The organism is Kocuria sp. U4B, from assembly GCF_054875615.1.
Window position 1 is genome coordinate 1,716,132 of sequence record NZ_CM142180.1, and the last position, 13,297, is coordinate 1,729,428.

Annotated in this window: 15 protein-coding genes; 5 read left to right on the forward strand and 10 right to left on the reverse strand. The window is 75.4% G+C overall.

All coding sequences use genetic code 11. From position 1 onward, the window contains the following. Positions 1-49 precede the first annotated feature (49 nt). Genes ACYSMR_RS08150 through ACYSMR_RS08160 form a run of 3 tightly spaced genes read right to left on the reverse strand, consistent with a single transcriptional unit; the run spans position 50 to position 3,098 of the window. A complete protein-coding gene (locus ACYSMR_RS08150; protein ID WP_251332790.1) occupies positions 50-361 on the reverse strand; it encodes an AzlD domain-containing protein in 312 nt (103 codons plus the stop codon). Beyond that, positions 358-1,086: an AzlC family ABC transporter permease gene (locus ACYSMR_RS08155; RefSeq protein ID WP_309126252.1), complete on the reverse strand. Its 729-nt coding sequence runs from the start codon at positions 1,084-1,086 to the stop codon at positions 358-360. Before ACYSMR_RS08155 ends, ACYSMR_RS08150 begins: the two co-directional genes overlap by 4 nt. After that, positions 1,083-3,098, reverse strand: coding sequence for a glycoside hydrolase family 15 protein (locus tag ACYSMR_RS08160; protein ID WP_309126253.1), 2,016 nt, complete (start codon positions 3,096-3,098; stop codon positions 1,083-1,085). The genes ACYSMR_RS08155 and ACYSMR_RS08160 overlap by 4 nt, the downstream gene beginning before the upstream one ends. 198 nt (positions 3,099-3,296) lie before the next feature. On the opposite strand from ACYSMR_RS08160, the gene ACYSMR_RS08165 reads away from it, so the two are divergent. From ACYSMR_RS08165 to ACYSMR_RS08175, 3 genes are all read left to right on the forward strand, one after another. Beyond that, positions 3,297-3,611 carry a metal-sensitive transcriptional regulator gene (locus ACYSMR_RS08165; protein ID WP_251332793.1) on the forward strand — a complete coding sequence of 105 codons (315 nt, stop codon included), beginning with the start codon at positions 3,297-3,299 and terminating at the stop codon, positions 3,609-3,611. Between the two features lie 58 nt (positions 3,612-3,669). Beyond that, entirely contained in the window at positions 3,670-3,879 is a 210-nt protein-coding gene (locus ACYSMR_RS08170) for a heavy-metal-associated domain-containing protein (RefSeq protein ID WP_309126254.1), read from the forward strand. 73 nt (positions 3,880-3,952) lie between these two features. After that, positions 3,953-6,190, forward strand: a complete 2,238-nt coding sequence (locus ACYSMR_RS08175) for a heavy metal translocating P-type ATPase (protein WP_461748013.1) — start codon at positions 3,953-3,955, stop codon at positions 6,188-6,190. A 90-nt stretch (positions 6,191-6,280) separates the two neighbouring features. Here the strand turns inward: ACYSMR_RS08175 and ACYSMR_RS08180 are convergent, their stop codons facing one another. The 5 genes from ACYSMR_RS08180 to pdxR all read right to left on the reverse strand — a co-directional run bounded on the left by ACYSMR_RS08180 (position 6,281) and on the right by pdxR (position 9,697). Beyond that, positions 6,281-6,553: a hypothetical protein gene (locus tag ACYSMR_RS08180; protein ID WP_251332794.1), complete on the reverse strand. Its 273-nt coding sequence runs from the start codon at positions 6,551-6,553 to the stop codon at positions 6,281-6,283. A gap of 122 nt (positions 6,554-6,675) precedes the next feature. Continuing rightward, positions 6,676-6,867 (reverse strand): hypothetical protein, encoded by a 192-nt coding sequence (locus tag ACYSMR_RS08185; protein ID WP_251332795.1) that lies wholly within the window; start codon positions 6,865-6,867, stop codon positions 6,676-6,678. A gap of 126 nt (positions 6,868-6,993) precedes the next feature. Further along, on the reverse strand, positions 6,994-7,431 hold the full coding sequence (locus ACYSMR_RS08190; RefSeq protein WP_251332796.1) for a hypothetical protein: 438 nt from the start codon (positions 7,429-7,431) through the stop codon (positions 6,994-6,996). 69 nt (positions 7,432-7,500) lie between these two features. After that, positions 7,501-8,091 carry a DUF308 domain-containing protein gene (locus ACYSMR_RS08195; protein WP_251332797.1) on the reverse strand — a complete coding sequence of 197 codons (591 nt, stop codon included), beginning with the start codon at positions 8,089-8,091 and terminating at the stop codon, positions 7,501-7,503. A 43-nt stretch (positions 8,092-8,134) separates the two neighbouring features. Next, complete coding sequence (pdxR, locus tag ACYSMR_RS08200) at positions 8,135-9,697, reverse strand: MocR-like pyridoxine biosynthesis transcription factor PdxR (protein WP_461747898.1); 1,563 nt, start codon at positions 9,695-9,697, stop codon at positions 8,135-8,137. Positions 9,698-9,787: 90 nt separating this feature from the next. On the opposite strand from pdxR, the gene pdxS reads away from it, so the two are divergent. Both pdxS and pdxT read left to right on the forward strand, forming a co-directional pair. Further along, positions 9,788-10,723, forward strand: coding sequence for a pyridoxal 5'-phosphate synthase lyase subunit PdxS (gene pdxS, locus ACYSMR_RS08205; RefSeq protein ID WP_461747899.1), 936 nt, complete (start codon positions 9,788-9,790; stop codon positions 10,721-10,723). Next, positions 10,720-11,328, forward strand: a complete 609-nt coding sequence (gene pdxT / locus ACYSMR_RS08210; RefSeq protein ID WP_461747900.1) for a pyridoxal 5'-phosphate synthase glutaminase subunit PdxT — start codon at positions 10,720-10,722, stop codon at positions 11,326-11,328. Before pdxS ends, pdxT begins: the two co-directional genes overlap by 4 nt. Before the next feature lie 18 nt (positions 11,329-11,346). On the opposite strand, the gene ACYSMR_RS08215 is transcribed toward pdxT, so the two are convergent. Together ACYSMR_RS08215 and ACYSMR_RS08220 are read right to left on the reverse strand one after the other, a co-directional pair. Further along, a complete protein-coding gene (locus ACYSMR_RS08215; RefSeq protein WP_461747901.1) occupies positions 11,347-12,240 on the reverse strand; it encodes a universal stress protein in 894 nt (297 codons plus the stop codon). A 67-nt stretch (positions 12,241-12,307) separates the two neighbouring features. Beyond that, positions 12,308-13,288: a universal stress protein gene (locus ACYSMR_RS08220; RefSeq protein WP_309125035.1), complete on the reverse strand. Its 981-nt coding sequence runs from the start codon at positions 13,286-13,288 to the stop codon at positions 12,308-12,310. Between the last annotated feature and the right edge of the window lie 9 nt (positions 13,289-13,297).

The following is a 13,297-nucleotide window of genomic DNA, read 5'->3' on the forward strand; positions in this document are numbered from 1 at the left end:
GGCGCCACCGGAGCACCGCCGGCGGGCGTGCGGGCGCCCGTCGAAGAAGTCAGGCCGCCCCGAGCAGCCGCAGCACCGCCGCCGTGACCGCCCCGAGGGCCACCACGAGGAGGAACGGGGCGCGCAGCCACAGGGCGACCCCGGCCACGAGCAGGGCCCCCAGCCGGGCGTCCAGGACCAGGGCCTGTCCGGAGCCGAACGCGTTCATCACCACGAGGGCGGCCAGCAGGCCGACGGTCACCGTACCGGCCATCCGCCCGACGCGGGGGTCGTCCAGGACCCTGTCGGGCACGAGGTAGCCCACGAGCTTCAGGGCGTAGGCGAGCGCGCACGCGGCCAGGACCCAGAACCACAGGCTCATGCGCCGGCCCCCGTCCCGGCACCCACGGGGCCCGCCGCGGCGGGCCGGGGACCGCGGGTCCGGCCCAGCACGGCCGCCACCACGGCGGCCACGAGGATCGGCACCCCCGGCGGCAGCAGCGGGATGGTCAGGGCCGTCACGAGGGCGCACGCCACGGCGACCGCCACCGGCTCCCGGGCGCTCAGCCGCGGCCACAGCAGGCCCAGGAACGCGGCCACCGCGGCGCCGTCCAGGCCCCACCGCGCGGGGTCGCCCAGGGTGTTGCCGAGCAGGGCCCCCAGGACCGTGAACGCGTTCCACAGCACCCACACGCCCAGGCCCGCCGTCCAGAACCCCCGCCGCTCCTCGAGCGGATCGGTCTGGGAGGAGGCGGCGGCGTTCGACTCGTCAATGGTCACGTGCGCGGCCAGCAGCCGGCGCCACCCGCGCGGGCGCACCAGGGCGTTCATGCTCATGCCGTAGACGGCGTTGCGCACGCCGAGCATGGTCGCCGCGCCGAGGGCCGAGGCGCCGGCCCCGCCCCCGGAGAGCACGCCGATGAACGCGAACTGCGACCCGCCCGTGAACATCAGGGCGGACAGGGCCACGGTCTGCCAGAAGGTGAGGCCGGCCGCCACCGACAGCGCCCCGAAGGAGATCCCGTACAGCCCGGTGGCCACGGACAGCGACAGCCCGATCCGCACCGCCGGCGAGGCCCGCCAGGGACCGGGGGTGCCACGGCTCATCCGGCGCCCCCCTCGGCCCCGGCGGGCGCGACCGGACGGCCCTGGGCGGCGTCGAGCGCGTCGAGGGCCTGGACGAGCGCCAGGTGGGCGAAGGACTGCGGGAAGTTGCCGGTGAGCCGCCGCTCCGCCGGGGAGTACTCGGTGGACAGCAGCCCGAGGTCGTTGGCCTTGGCCAGGACGAGGTCCACGAGCTTCTCGGCGCTGTCGGCCCGCCCGGAGCGCGCGTACTGGGCGGCGAGCCACAGGGAGGCGCCCAGGTGCGGGTTGTCCTGGGCCGTGAACCCGTCCACGCCGATCACCCCGGAGTACGCGTCCGGGTCCTCGGGGTGATCGGGGCCCAGGACGTTGCGGTAGCGGTGGATGAGCCCGCAGGGGTGGCGCAGCTCCTCCTCGATCCGCCGGACGGTCCCCAGCATCCGCTCGTCGTCGTAGGCCACGAAGCCCACCTGCGGCAGCTGCAGCAGGGAGGCGTCCACCGCCTTGGAGCCGTAGTACTGGACGAAGGAGCCGACCTCGGGATCGTAGCCGGAGGTCCAGATCTCCTGGGCCAGGGCGTCGCGAAGCTGCTCCCACAGCGCGGCGTCGCCGGGCAGCCCGTGCACGCGCACGGCGTCGACGCCGGACTGCAGCGCCGCCCACATCAGCACCCGGGAGTGCGTGTAGTACTGCCGCTCGCCGCGCATCTCCCACAGGCCCTGGTCCTTGACCTCGTAGTGCTCGACGACGGAGCGCAGCATCGCCTGCTGCAGCGGCCAGGAGAGGTGGTCCTCCACGGCACCGCGCCGGCGCAGCTTCTCGAACACGACCATGACGTGGCCCACCGCGTCCGTCTGGTGCTGGCCCGCGGCGCCGTTGCCCTCGCGCACCGGGCGGGAGCGCTCGTAGCCGGGCAGGTCCAGCTGGTGCTCGCGCCCGCGGCGCTCCCCCGAGACCCCGTAGAGGTTCTGCAGGTCGTGCGGGTCGCCCGCGACGGCGCGCAGCAGCCAGTTGCGCAGCTGCGCGGCCTCCCGGTCGTGGCCGTGGTCGAGCATGACCTCGAGGGCCATCGCGGCGTCGCGCAGCCAGGAGAAGCGGTGGTCCCAGTTGCGCTCCCCGCCGACGACGTCCGGCAGGGACGTGGTGGGGGCGGCCACGAGCCCGCCGGTCTCCTGGTGCATGAGCGCCCGCACCACCAGCAGGGAGCGCCGGACGATGTCGGAGCGCTTCGCGACCGCGTGGCCGCGCACGGGCACGATGTGCACCCGCTCGCCCGCCGGACCGCCGGGCGGGGAGTACAGGCCGGACCACTCCTGCCACAGCTCGACGGTGCGGGTGAGCTGCTCGTTGACGTCGATGGGCGCGGGCGGCGGGCGGTGGGACGGGAAGTGCGTCAGGACGAAGTCCCGGGCCTGGCCGGCCGAGACGGTGAACGTCCCGCGGTGGCGGCGCTCGGCGTCGTCGTCCGTGGCCTCGGGCAGGGGCTCGCCCCGCAGGACGACGGCGTCCGGCCCGGCCATGCCCACGAGCACGGGCGGGACGGGCTCCCCCTCCCCCGGGTCCTCCTCGCCCTCGAAGCGGCTCACCCAGGGCACCACGGCGCCGTAGTCGAAGCGGATCCGCAGCTCCTGGTACATCTCGACCTCGCCCGTGAGGCCCTCGACGCGGCGGACCACGTCGGTGCGGGAGGTCAGGGGCATGAAGTCGGTCACGCGCACGGAACCGGCGTCCGTGACCCAGACCGTCTGCAGCACGAAGGTGTTCTCGACGTAGAACCGCTCGGCGACCTGGGCCCCGCCGTCGTCGTCCTCGAGGAGCTCGCCGTCCGCGCCCTCCCGGACGGTGCACGCGGGGGCGAGCAGCCACCGGCCGTGGTCGGCCTCGCCGAGCAGGGCGCCGAAGACCGAGGGCGAGTCGAACCGGGGAGCGCAGAACCAGTCGACCGACCCGGTGCGGGAGACCAGCGGACCGGTGCGCATGTTCGAGAGCAGGGCGTAGTCCTCGATCAGTGAAGCCATGCCTCCAGATTCCCACACTCCGCAGGGACCGCCGGACGGACCGGCGGCCGGGCGGGCGCCGCGTCCTTCCCCGTCGCACGCCCGGGGGATCCGGGCGCGGAGCCCTCGTGACCGGCTCCCCGGCCCGCAGCCCCCGCGGCGTCCCCCTCCGCCGGAGGGCACTTGAGGGATACCCCGGAGGGGTATAAGCTGGAGGCCGACGACCCAGGAGGACGCATGAGCCAGACCCTTCCGCCGCACGGCTACACCCAGGACAAGGACGCCTACCTGAAGCGGCTGCGCCGCATCGAGGGCCAGGTCCGCGGCATCCACCGGATGGTCGAGGAGGACAAGTACTGCATCGACATCCTCACCCAGATCTCCGCGATCCAGTCCGCGCTCAAGGCCGTGAGCCTGGGGCTGCTCGACGAGCACCTGAGCCACTGCGTCGTGGGCGCCGTCGAGGCCGCCAGGGAGTCCGGGGACGCGGCCCGCGTCGACGACAAGCTCCAGGAGGCGTCCGCGGCCATCGCGCGCCTGCTGAAGAGCTGACCCCGGCGGCACGCCCCGCGCCGGAGCACCGAAGAACCCCACCCCAGAGGAGAGCACCGTGCAGACCACCGTCAACGTTTCCGGGATGACCTGCGGCCACTGCGTCATGTCCGTCACCGAGGAGCTGAGCGAGCTGGCCGGCGTCGAGTCCGTCGACGTCGAGCTCGTCGCGGGAGGCGTCTCCCCCGTCACCGTGACCTCCTCGCGCGAGCTGGGCGACGACGAGATCGAGGAGGCCGTCGAGGAAGCGGGGTACTCCGTTGTCTGAGGCCGGCACCCGCGCCCCCGTCCCCACCGAGGCCGCCGGACCGCTGCGCACCCTCGAGCTCGGCATCACGGGCATGACGTGCTCCTCGTGCGTGAGCCGCGTCGAGCGCAAGCTGGGCAAGCTCGACGGCGTCGACGCCTCCGTGAACCTCGCCCTGGAGTCGGCGACCGTCCGGGTGCCCGAGGGGGTGAGCGACGAGGAGATCGTCCGGACCGTCGAGAACGCCGGCTACGGGGCCGTCCTCAGGACCGCGCCCCGCCCCGGGGGCGCCCAGGGCGGCGACGGCGCGCCCGCGGGCAGCTCCGACGCCATGACGAAGGTCGCCGGGCGCGAGGCGTCGTCGCTGCGCTCCCCCGCGTCGCTGCGCCGGCGCCTGGTCTGGGCCGCCCTCCTCTCCGTCCCGGTGCTGCTGATCTCCATGGTCCCGGGACTGCAGTTCCCCCACTGGGCCTGGGCGGCCGCGCTGCTCTCGCTGCCGGTCGTCACCTGGGCGGCCTGGCCGTTCCACCGCTCGGCGGCCGTCAACGCCCGGCACCTGACCTCCACCATGGACACCCTCGTCTCCCTGGGCGTGTCCGCCGCCTACCTGTTCTCGCTGTGGAACCTGCTGCGGGACCCCGGCATGACGGGCGACGCCGTGCCCGGCCACGCCATGGCGATGGGCGAGCACCCGCTCTACTTCGAGACCGGGGCGCTGGTCACGGCGTTCCTGCTGCTCGGGCGCTGGCTCGAGGCCCGGGCGAAGGCGAAGTCCGGCGAGGCGCTGCGCGCGCTGCTGGAGCTCGGCGCGAAGGACGCCGTGGTCCTGCGCGACGGCGAGGAGACGCGGATCCCGGCCGAGCGGCTGCAGCCCGGCGACGTCGTCGTCGTGCGCCCGGGCGAGAAGATCGCCACCGACGGGGTGGTCCTCGAGGGCCGCTCCGCCGTGGACGCCTCCCTGCTGACCGGGGAGTCCGTGCCCGTCGAGGTGGGCCCCGGCGACACCGTCACGGGCGCCACCATCAACACCGACGGACGCCTGCTGGTCGAGGCCACCCGCGTGGGCGCGGACACCACCCTGGCCCAGATGGGCCGGATGGTCGCGCAGGCCCAGACGAGCAAGGCCCCCGTGGCCCGCCTCGCCGACCGGATCTCCGGGGTCTTCGTCCCCGTGGTCCTGGCCGTCGCGCTGCTCACCCTGGCCGGCTGGCTCGTGGCGACGGGGGACGTCGACGCGTCCTTCGTGGCCGCCGTCTCCGTGCTGGTCATCGCCTGCCCCTGCGCCCTCGGCCTGGCCACGCCCACGGCCCTGCTCACCGGCACCGGCCGCGGCGCCCAGCTGGGCATCCTCATCAAGGGCGCCGAGGTGCTCGAGGACACCCGCACCGTGGACACCGTGGTGCTCGACAAGACCGGCACCGTCACCAGCGGGCAGCTCGCCGTGACCTCGGTGACGCCCGTGTCCACGTACTCGAAGGACCAGGTCCTGGACCTCGCGGCCTCCGTGGAGCAGCACTCCGAGCACCCGATCGCCCGGGCGATCGCCGCCGCGACCCCGCACCGCTTCGCGGCCACCGGCTTCGCCTCGACGCCCGGCGGCGGCGTGCGCGCCAACGTGGCGGACGGGATGCGCTCCCGCTCGATCGTCGTCGGCCGCACCACCTGGCTGGAGCGGAACGGCGTGCGCCTGGACGAGCTCCAGCGCGAGGCCCTACGCCGCGCCCAGGAGGGCGGGGTCACCACGGTCCTCGTGGCCGTGGACGGGGCGCTCGCCGGGTTCGTGGACCTGCGGGACACGGTCAAGGGAGGCTCCCGCGCCGCGGTCGAGGAGCTCAGGCGGCTGGGCCTGCGCCCGATGCTGCTGACCGGGGACAACGAGGCCGTGGCCCGGGCCGTGGCCGAGGAGGCCGGCATCCCCGCCGGGGACGTCGTCGCCGACGTCAGCCCGGAGGGCAAGGTCGCGGTCGTGCGCGACCTGCAGGACGACGGGCACGTGGTGGCCATGGTCGGCGACGGCGTCAACGACGCCGCGGCCCTCGCCCGGGCCGACCTGGGGATCGCCATGGGCTCCGGCACGGACGCGGCCATCGAGGCCGCGGACATCACGGTCGTGCGCGACGACCTCCGGTCCGTCCCGACGGCGATCGCGCTGTCCCGCCGGACCCTGGCCGTCATCAAGTCGAACCTGTTCTGGGCGTTCGCCTACAACGTGGTGGCCATCCCCGTGGCCGCCGCGGGGCTGCTCAACCCCGTGATCGCGGGCGCGGCGATGGCGTTCAGCTCCGTGTTCGTGGTGCTGAACTCGCTGCGGCTGCGCGGTTTCGGCCGCTGAGCCCGTCCGGGGACCCGGCGCACGGCAGCGGCCCGGGAGGGACCCCAGGTCCCTCCCGGGCCGCTGCCGCGGCGGCGCGCGGTGCTCCGCTCAGGCGTCGGTGCTGCCGGGATTGGCCAGGATGTCGTCGCGCTGCTCCAGCACGGGCAGCTCGGACTTGCTCATCTCCTGCGGCGACTGGGTGCTGGAGTCCTCCGGTCCCGCCTCGGCCTGGTTCTCGACGAGGCGCCGGTCGACCTCCTCCTGGAACGCGTCGGAGTCCATGGCCTCCGCGCCCTGCCACTCGTTGCCGGTGCCCCGCTCCTGGTCCGCCCCGGAGGGGTCGGCGCCGTCGTCGGTCGGTGGGGTGGACTGGTTGCTCATGCTGGCTCCCGCCATCGGGTCTCGAACAGGGCGCGGTCCGCTCCTGCTGCTTCAGGTGCAGTTCAATCTACCGAGGCCCCGGGGAGCGGCCAAGGACGCCGGCGGCCGGGGCGCTCCGCCGCTCAGGCGTTGGCGCCGCCGGGGGTGACCGGGGCGTCGTCCTGGTCCTCCGGGCGGGGCTGCGTGGTCCCGCCCTCGTCCTGCCCGTCGCGCTGCTGCCCGAGGCGCTGGTCCACGACATGCTGGAGGCCCTCGGTCCCCGTGCCCTCGGGCTGGCCGGCGGAGTCGACGGGCGGGGTGGACTGGTTGCTCATGCTGGCTCCCGTTCTCCGGTCCCGCGCAGGGCGCGGTCCGCTCCTGCTGCTTCGGACGGGTTCCAATCTAGTGAGCCGGCGCCCCGCTGCCAAGCATGCTGTGCGTCGGCCGGCGGGCGGGCCGGGTCAGGCGCGCGGCGCGGTGGGCCCGTCGTCGCCGGGGCGCTCGGAGCCCTCCGCGGAGCGGCGGCCCAGGAGGTCCTCCCCCTCGGTGTCCGGGCGGAGCCGCTGGCCGAACTGCGCCTCGTCGGTGCGCTGGGCGGCGGCCTCGCGCTCCCGCTTGGCGCGCGCCTCGGCGTAGAGCTTCGCGGAAGAGCGGTTCACGCCGGTGCCCTGCCCGAGGTGCGCCTCGTTGGGCTTCTCGACGATCATGAGGGTCGCGCTGACCACCACGGCGACGATGAACACGATGCCGGCGGCGACGAAGGCGAGGTCCAGGCGCAGGGCGTTGTCGGTGCCGCCGCTCGCGAAGATCGCCACGGCGACGAACGCGACCGCGGCCAGCACGGCGGAGAGCATGAGCGGTCCCTTGACGTCGGCCCGGGAGCCCTTGCGCTGTGCCACTCGTCCTCCTGTGTGGTGTTCCTGCGGGCGCTCGCCGGCGGGGTCGCCCCCGGCGTGCGGTAGCCCAGTCTACGCCGTCCCCGCGGGGGCCCGTCCCTGCCGGTCCTCGTGCCGGAGGGTCAGCGCGGCCAGCAGGTGGGCCACCCCGATGACGACAGCCGCTCCGCCCACGACCCCGAACAGCGCCTTGGCGCCGAGGTCCACCACGAGCACGAGCCCGGTCGCGGCGAGCACCGTGACGAGCCCGGCGATGGTCCAGTCGCGGCCCAGGGGGAAGCCGGTGCGGAACTTCAGGCCCAGGGCCAGCTCCGTGAGCCCGGCGACGCCCATGATCAGCGCGGCGTAGAGCACGAGACCGCTCGCGGTGTCCCCGCCGAGGACCGTGAGGATCCCGCCCACCGCGTACAGCACGCCGTAGGACTGCGGGACCTGCCGGCTGGGTCCCATGTCGACGTGGTCGTTGCCGTTGAGCCGCAGCTGCAGGAAGACGCTCGCCGCGCCGGTCAGCAGCAGGTACAGCCCCACCCCCCACGCCACGACGGCGAGCGAGGGCTGCTGCCAGAAGATGGTCACGGCGCCGAAGGCCAGGGCCACGAGCGCGCGCAGCAGCGTGGGCGCGAACAGGTCGCGGTGGATGCCGGTGCTCGGGTCGGGGATCACGGTGCGCCTTTCGGGAGGGGAGCCGGTCGGGCCGGAGGACAGTCTAGCGAGCCGCTCCGACGGACGGCCGGGCGGGCCCGGCGAGCACGCGGGCCAGGACGGCGAGGGCGTCGGGCAGCGCGTCGGCCCCCCGGGCCGCCCCGGTGGCCCCGAAGCCGACGACGACGCCGCGGCGCCCGCCGCGGGCGGCCTTCGCCCAGTAGGAGCCCAGCGCCGCGACCCGCACCCCCGCCGCGGCGGCGCGGGCGACCACGTCCTGCTCCTCGAGCGGGACCTCGCCGGTGAACTCGAGCACCGCGTGCAGCCCGCCGTCCATGGGCACCGCCCGGATCCCGGGCACGCCGGTGAGCGCGGTGGTGAGCAGGTCCCGGCGGCGCCGGTACTCGCGCCGCATCCGGGCGGTGTGCCGGCGCAGCCCGCCGCCGGCGAGGAAGCGCGCCATCGCGTCCTGGACCACCGCGGAGGCGGGGTTGCCGAGGTCGGTGCGCAGGTGCAGCAGCTCGTCCCGCAGGGCCGGCGGGGCCAGCAGGTAGCCCACGCCCAGCCCCGGGGCGAGGACCTTGGTGAACGAGCCCAGGGTGGCCACGTGCCCGCCGGCGCCGAGCAGCCGCCCGGGCGCCGGGGCCTCCGCGGCGGCGCCGGGAGCCCGGTCGAGGGAGGCCAGGGCCGGCAGGGGCTCGCCCACGTAGCGCAGCTCGGAGTCGTAGTCGTCCTCCACGACCAGGGCGTCGTGGGCGCGGGCCCACCCGAGCAGCTCGAGCCGCCGGGCCGCGGGCATCGACGCGCCCAGCGGGTACTGGTGGCTCGGGGTCACGACGACCGCGTCCGGGGCCCGCTCGACCTCCCAGGCACCGCCCCGGGACCAGGCGCCGGCGGGCAGGCGGGCGGGGTCGAGGCCGTGGTCGTCGATGGGCACGGGCAGCACCTCGTGGCCGAGCCGCTCCGGGACCCGGCGCAGCGAGGGGTAGCCCGGGTCCTCGACGGCGACGCGCAGGGGCCGGCCGGCGTGGCCCTGCAGCACGGCGAGCAGCAGCTGGAGGCCGTCGCGGGCGCCGGTCGTGACGAAGAGATCGCCGGGGTCCCGGACCACGCCCCGCATCAGCCGCAGGTGCTCGGCGATCTGCTCGCGCAGCGCCTCGGAGCCCTGGGGCGAGGGCGGCGCGGCTCCCGCGGCCGCCGCGGCGGCGTCCCGCCAGGCGGCGCGCCACTGCGGGGTGGCCAGGCGGGCCGTGTCGGGCCGTCCCGGGGTGAGGTCGATCATCGGCCGCCCCCGCGCCGGGCGCCGCGGCACCGCCGGCGGGGCGGGCTCCGGGCGGGCGGCGGGGGACCCGGCCCCCGGGCGGGCGAGGTCGGGGTGGACGACCGTGGCCCCGTTGGTCGCGTGCAGGTATCCCTCGCCGTGCAGCTGGTCGTAGGCGGCGACCACGGAGCCGCGCGAGATCCCCAGCCGCGCGGCCAGCCCGCGGGTCGAGGGCAGGGGGTCGCCCGGGCGCAGGGTGCCGGAGACCACGAGGCCTCGCAGCTGCTGGACGAGCTGGGCGGGCAGCGGCGCAGGGTCGTCGCGGTCGACGTGCACGGGCAGCTCGACGTCGTGGGGATGGCGCACGGGCTTCCTCCTTCCGGACACAAGTGGTCCATTGAATTCTACCTTTGGTGGACCTGGGAATGGACCACTTTCGGCCCGAGGATGGAGTCCATGACCGATCTGCAGACCTCCCCTGCCCAGACCACCGCCGCCACCCCGCTCACGGGCTCCCCGCTCGTCAAGCGCGGCCTCGCCGACATGCTCAAGGGCGGCGTCATCATGGACGTCGTGACCGCCGAGCAGGCCCGCATCGCCGAGGACTCCGGCGCCGTCGCCGTCATGGCCCTCGAGCGCGTGCCCGCCGACATCCGCGCCCAGGGGGGCGTGGCCCGCATGTCCGACCCCGACCTCATCGAGGGCATCCAGGCCGCCGTCTCGATCCCCGTCATGGCGAAGGTGCGGATCGGCCACTTCGTGGAGGCCCAGGTGCTCGAGCACCTGGAGGTCGACTACATCGACGAGTCCGAGGTCCTCTCCCCCGCCGACTACGTCAACCACATCGACAAGCAGCGCTTCACCGTCCCGTTCGTGTGCGGGGCCACCAACCTGGGCGAGGCCCTGCGCCGGATCGCCGAGGGCGCCGCCATGATCCGCTCCAAGGGCGAGGCCGGCACCGGTGACGTCTCCGAGGCGACCAAGCACATCCGCACCATCCGCGGGCAGATCGCCGAGCTCCAGGCCATCCACAAGGTGTCCCCGGACGCCCTCTACGTGAAGGCCAAGGAGCTCGCGGCGCCCTACGACATCGTGCTCGAGGTCGCCCGGACCGGGAAGCTGCCGGTCGTGCTGTTCACCGCCGGCGGCGTGGCCACCCCGGCGGACGCCGCCATGATGATGCAGCTCGGCGCCGACGGCGTGTTCGTGGGCTCCGGGATCTTCAAGTCCGGCAACCCCGCCGCCCGCGCGCAGGCCATCGTCAAGGCCACCGCCTTCTACGACGACCCCGAGAAGATCGCCGAGGCCTCCCGCGGGCTCGGCGAGGCCATGGTCGGGATCAACGTGGGCGACCTCCCCGCGCCGCACCGGCTCGCGGAGCGCGGCTGGTGAGCTCCGCTCCGCGCGTCGGGGTGCTCGCCCTGCAGGGAGGGGTCGCCGAGCACGCGGCCATGCTGCGGGAGCTCGGCGCCGAGCCGGTGCTCGTGCGCACTCCGGAGCAGCTCGCCGGGCTGGACGCGCTCGTCCTGCCCGGCGGGGAGTCCTCGACCGTGGACCGGCTGCTGAGGCTGTTCGGGCTGCGGGAGCCGCTGCGGGAGGCGGTGCTCGGCGGCCTGCCCACCCTGGGCACGTGCGCGGGGCTGATCCTGCTGTCCGGGGGGATCGAGGACCCCGCCCCCGGCCAGCAGACCCTCGAGGTCCTCGACGTGACGGTCGCCCGCAACGCGTTCGGCACCCAGACGGCCTCCGAGGAGGCCGAGCTCGCCTGGGGCGGCGAGGGGGCCCCCGTGCGCGCGGCATTCATCCGGGCCCCCGTGGTGACCCGCGTCGGGGACGGGGTCGAGGTCCTGGCCCGGCACCGCGGCGAGGTGGTCGCGGTGGCGCGGGACCACGTCCTCGGGATCTCGTTCCACCCCGAGCTCACCGGGGAGACGGCGGTGCACGAGCACCTGCTCGCCCTGGTGGCGGCGCGGCGGGCGGCCCCCGCCGCGCCGTGAGCGCACCCCGGGGACCCGTCAGTCCTTCTTGCGGGCCGGGACGATCATCACCGGGCTCTCCCCCTCGTTGAGCACCGCCTGCGAGACCGAGCCCATGAGCAGCCCGCGGAACCCGCCGTAGCCGCGGCTGCCCACCACGACGAGCTCGGCCGAGCGACTGGCCCGGACCAGCTGGTCCGCCGGGACGCCCGAGAACACGAAGGTCTCGACGTCGAGCCCGGGGCGCTCGGCCCGCACCGCGGCCGCGACCTGGTCGACCAGGGCGTGGGCCGGGGCGGTGAGCTGCTCGCGCACCGCGCGGTCCAGCTCGGCCGAGCCCGTGGGCACGTTCGCGGCCTCGGGCACCACGGTGACCAGGGCCAGGCCCAGTCCGTGGCGCCCGGCGTACCGGGCGCCCGCGACGACGGCGGGGTTGTCCCCGCCGAGCCGGTCCACGCCGGCCACGACGCGTCCCGCGAAGGGACCGGCCCCCCGGCGCCCGGCCCGGGCCTCCGGGTCCCAGCGGTCGGGCAGCACGATCACCGGGCACTTCGCGTGCGCCGACACGGCCGCCGAGACCGAGCCCACGCGCCCGCGCACGCCGTGGCGCCCGCGCTTGCCGACGACCAGCGCCGACGCGGGCTCCGACGCGTAGACCAGCACCCCGGCGGCGTCGCCGCGCTCCACGACGCCCACGGCCCGGACACCGTGCTCCTGGGCGCGGGCGACCGCACGGCCGGCGACCTTCTCCGCCTCCTCCTCGATGGCCTGGAGGAAGGGCCCGTACAGGCTGGGGTCCACGGCGACGGGGCGGCCCACGGAGACCACGACCTTCAGCTCGGCCGAGAGCGCGGCCGCCTCCTGGACGGCCCACTCGAGGGCGCGGTCGCTGTACTCGGAGCCGTCGTAGCCGACGACGATCTGCTCTGCCATCTCGCGCTGCTTCCTCCTCCGCTCGTGATCGGGGCGTGCCGGCGCGGCCGGCGGGACCGGGCCCGGCTCAGGCGGGGTGCGACGGCACGATCATGACCGGGCCGGTGGCGTTCTCGAGCACGGCCTGGGACACCGAGCCGAGCAGCAGCCCCCGGAACCCGCCGATGCCGCGGGAGCCGACGACGACCAGCTCCGCGGAGTCGGTGGCGTGCATGAGGATGCGCGCCGGACGCCCGACGAAGATGTGGTGCTCCACGGTCAGCTCCGGGTGCTCCTCGGCGATCTCCCGGGAGATCTCGGCGAGCCGCTCGTCCGCCTCGTGGAAGTACCGGGCCTGGTTGAACTCGTCCTGGAACCAGGTGGGCGTCCCGGACAGCGCCCCGTTCACGGACAGCAGCGCGAGCTTGCGGCCGTGCCGCTGCGCGTACTCCACGGCCTTCCACAGGGCGGGGTTGCGGGAGCCGAGGGCGTCCACGCCGACGACCACCCGGCCGGCGAAGTCGACGTCGTCGACCGAGACGGGCCCGCCGGGCTCGAGCGCGACGTCCGTGGCGCCGCCGACGTGCCGGGCGTGGCGCCCCTCGCCGGCCTCGGGGACGATGATCACCGGGCACTTCGAGTGGGCCGCGACGGCCGCGGAGACCGAGCCGAGACGTCCGCGCAGCGCTCCGCCCCGCCCGCGCTTGCCCATGACGACGAGCGCGGCGTCGCGGGACTGCTCCACCAGGGCCTTGGCGGCGTCACCGGCGGCCTCGACGACCTCCACGGGCAGCCCGGCCCGCTCGACGAGCTCGCGCGCCTCGGCCAGGTGCTCGGCGTTCTCCTTCATGACGGCCTCGGTGAAGCGCGTCTCCAGGCCGGGATCCCCCACCCCGATGACGGGATAGGCGCCGACCAGACGGACCGACATGCTCTGGGCCCGGGCCTCCTCGACGGCCCGTTCGAGGGCGTGCCGGGCCTGGTCCGAACCGTCGACGCCGACGAGCACGGCGCCGCGCCCGGCGCCGTCGCCGGTGGCCTGGTTCTCTGCGCTCAGCTCACTGTCCATGGTGAAATC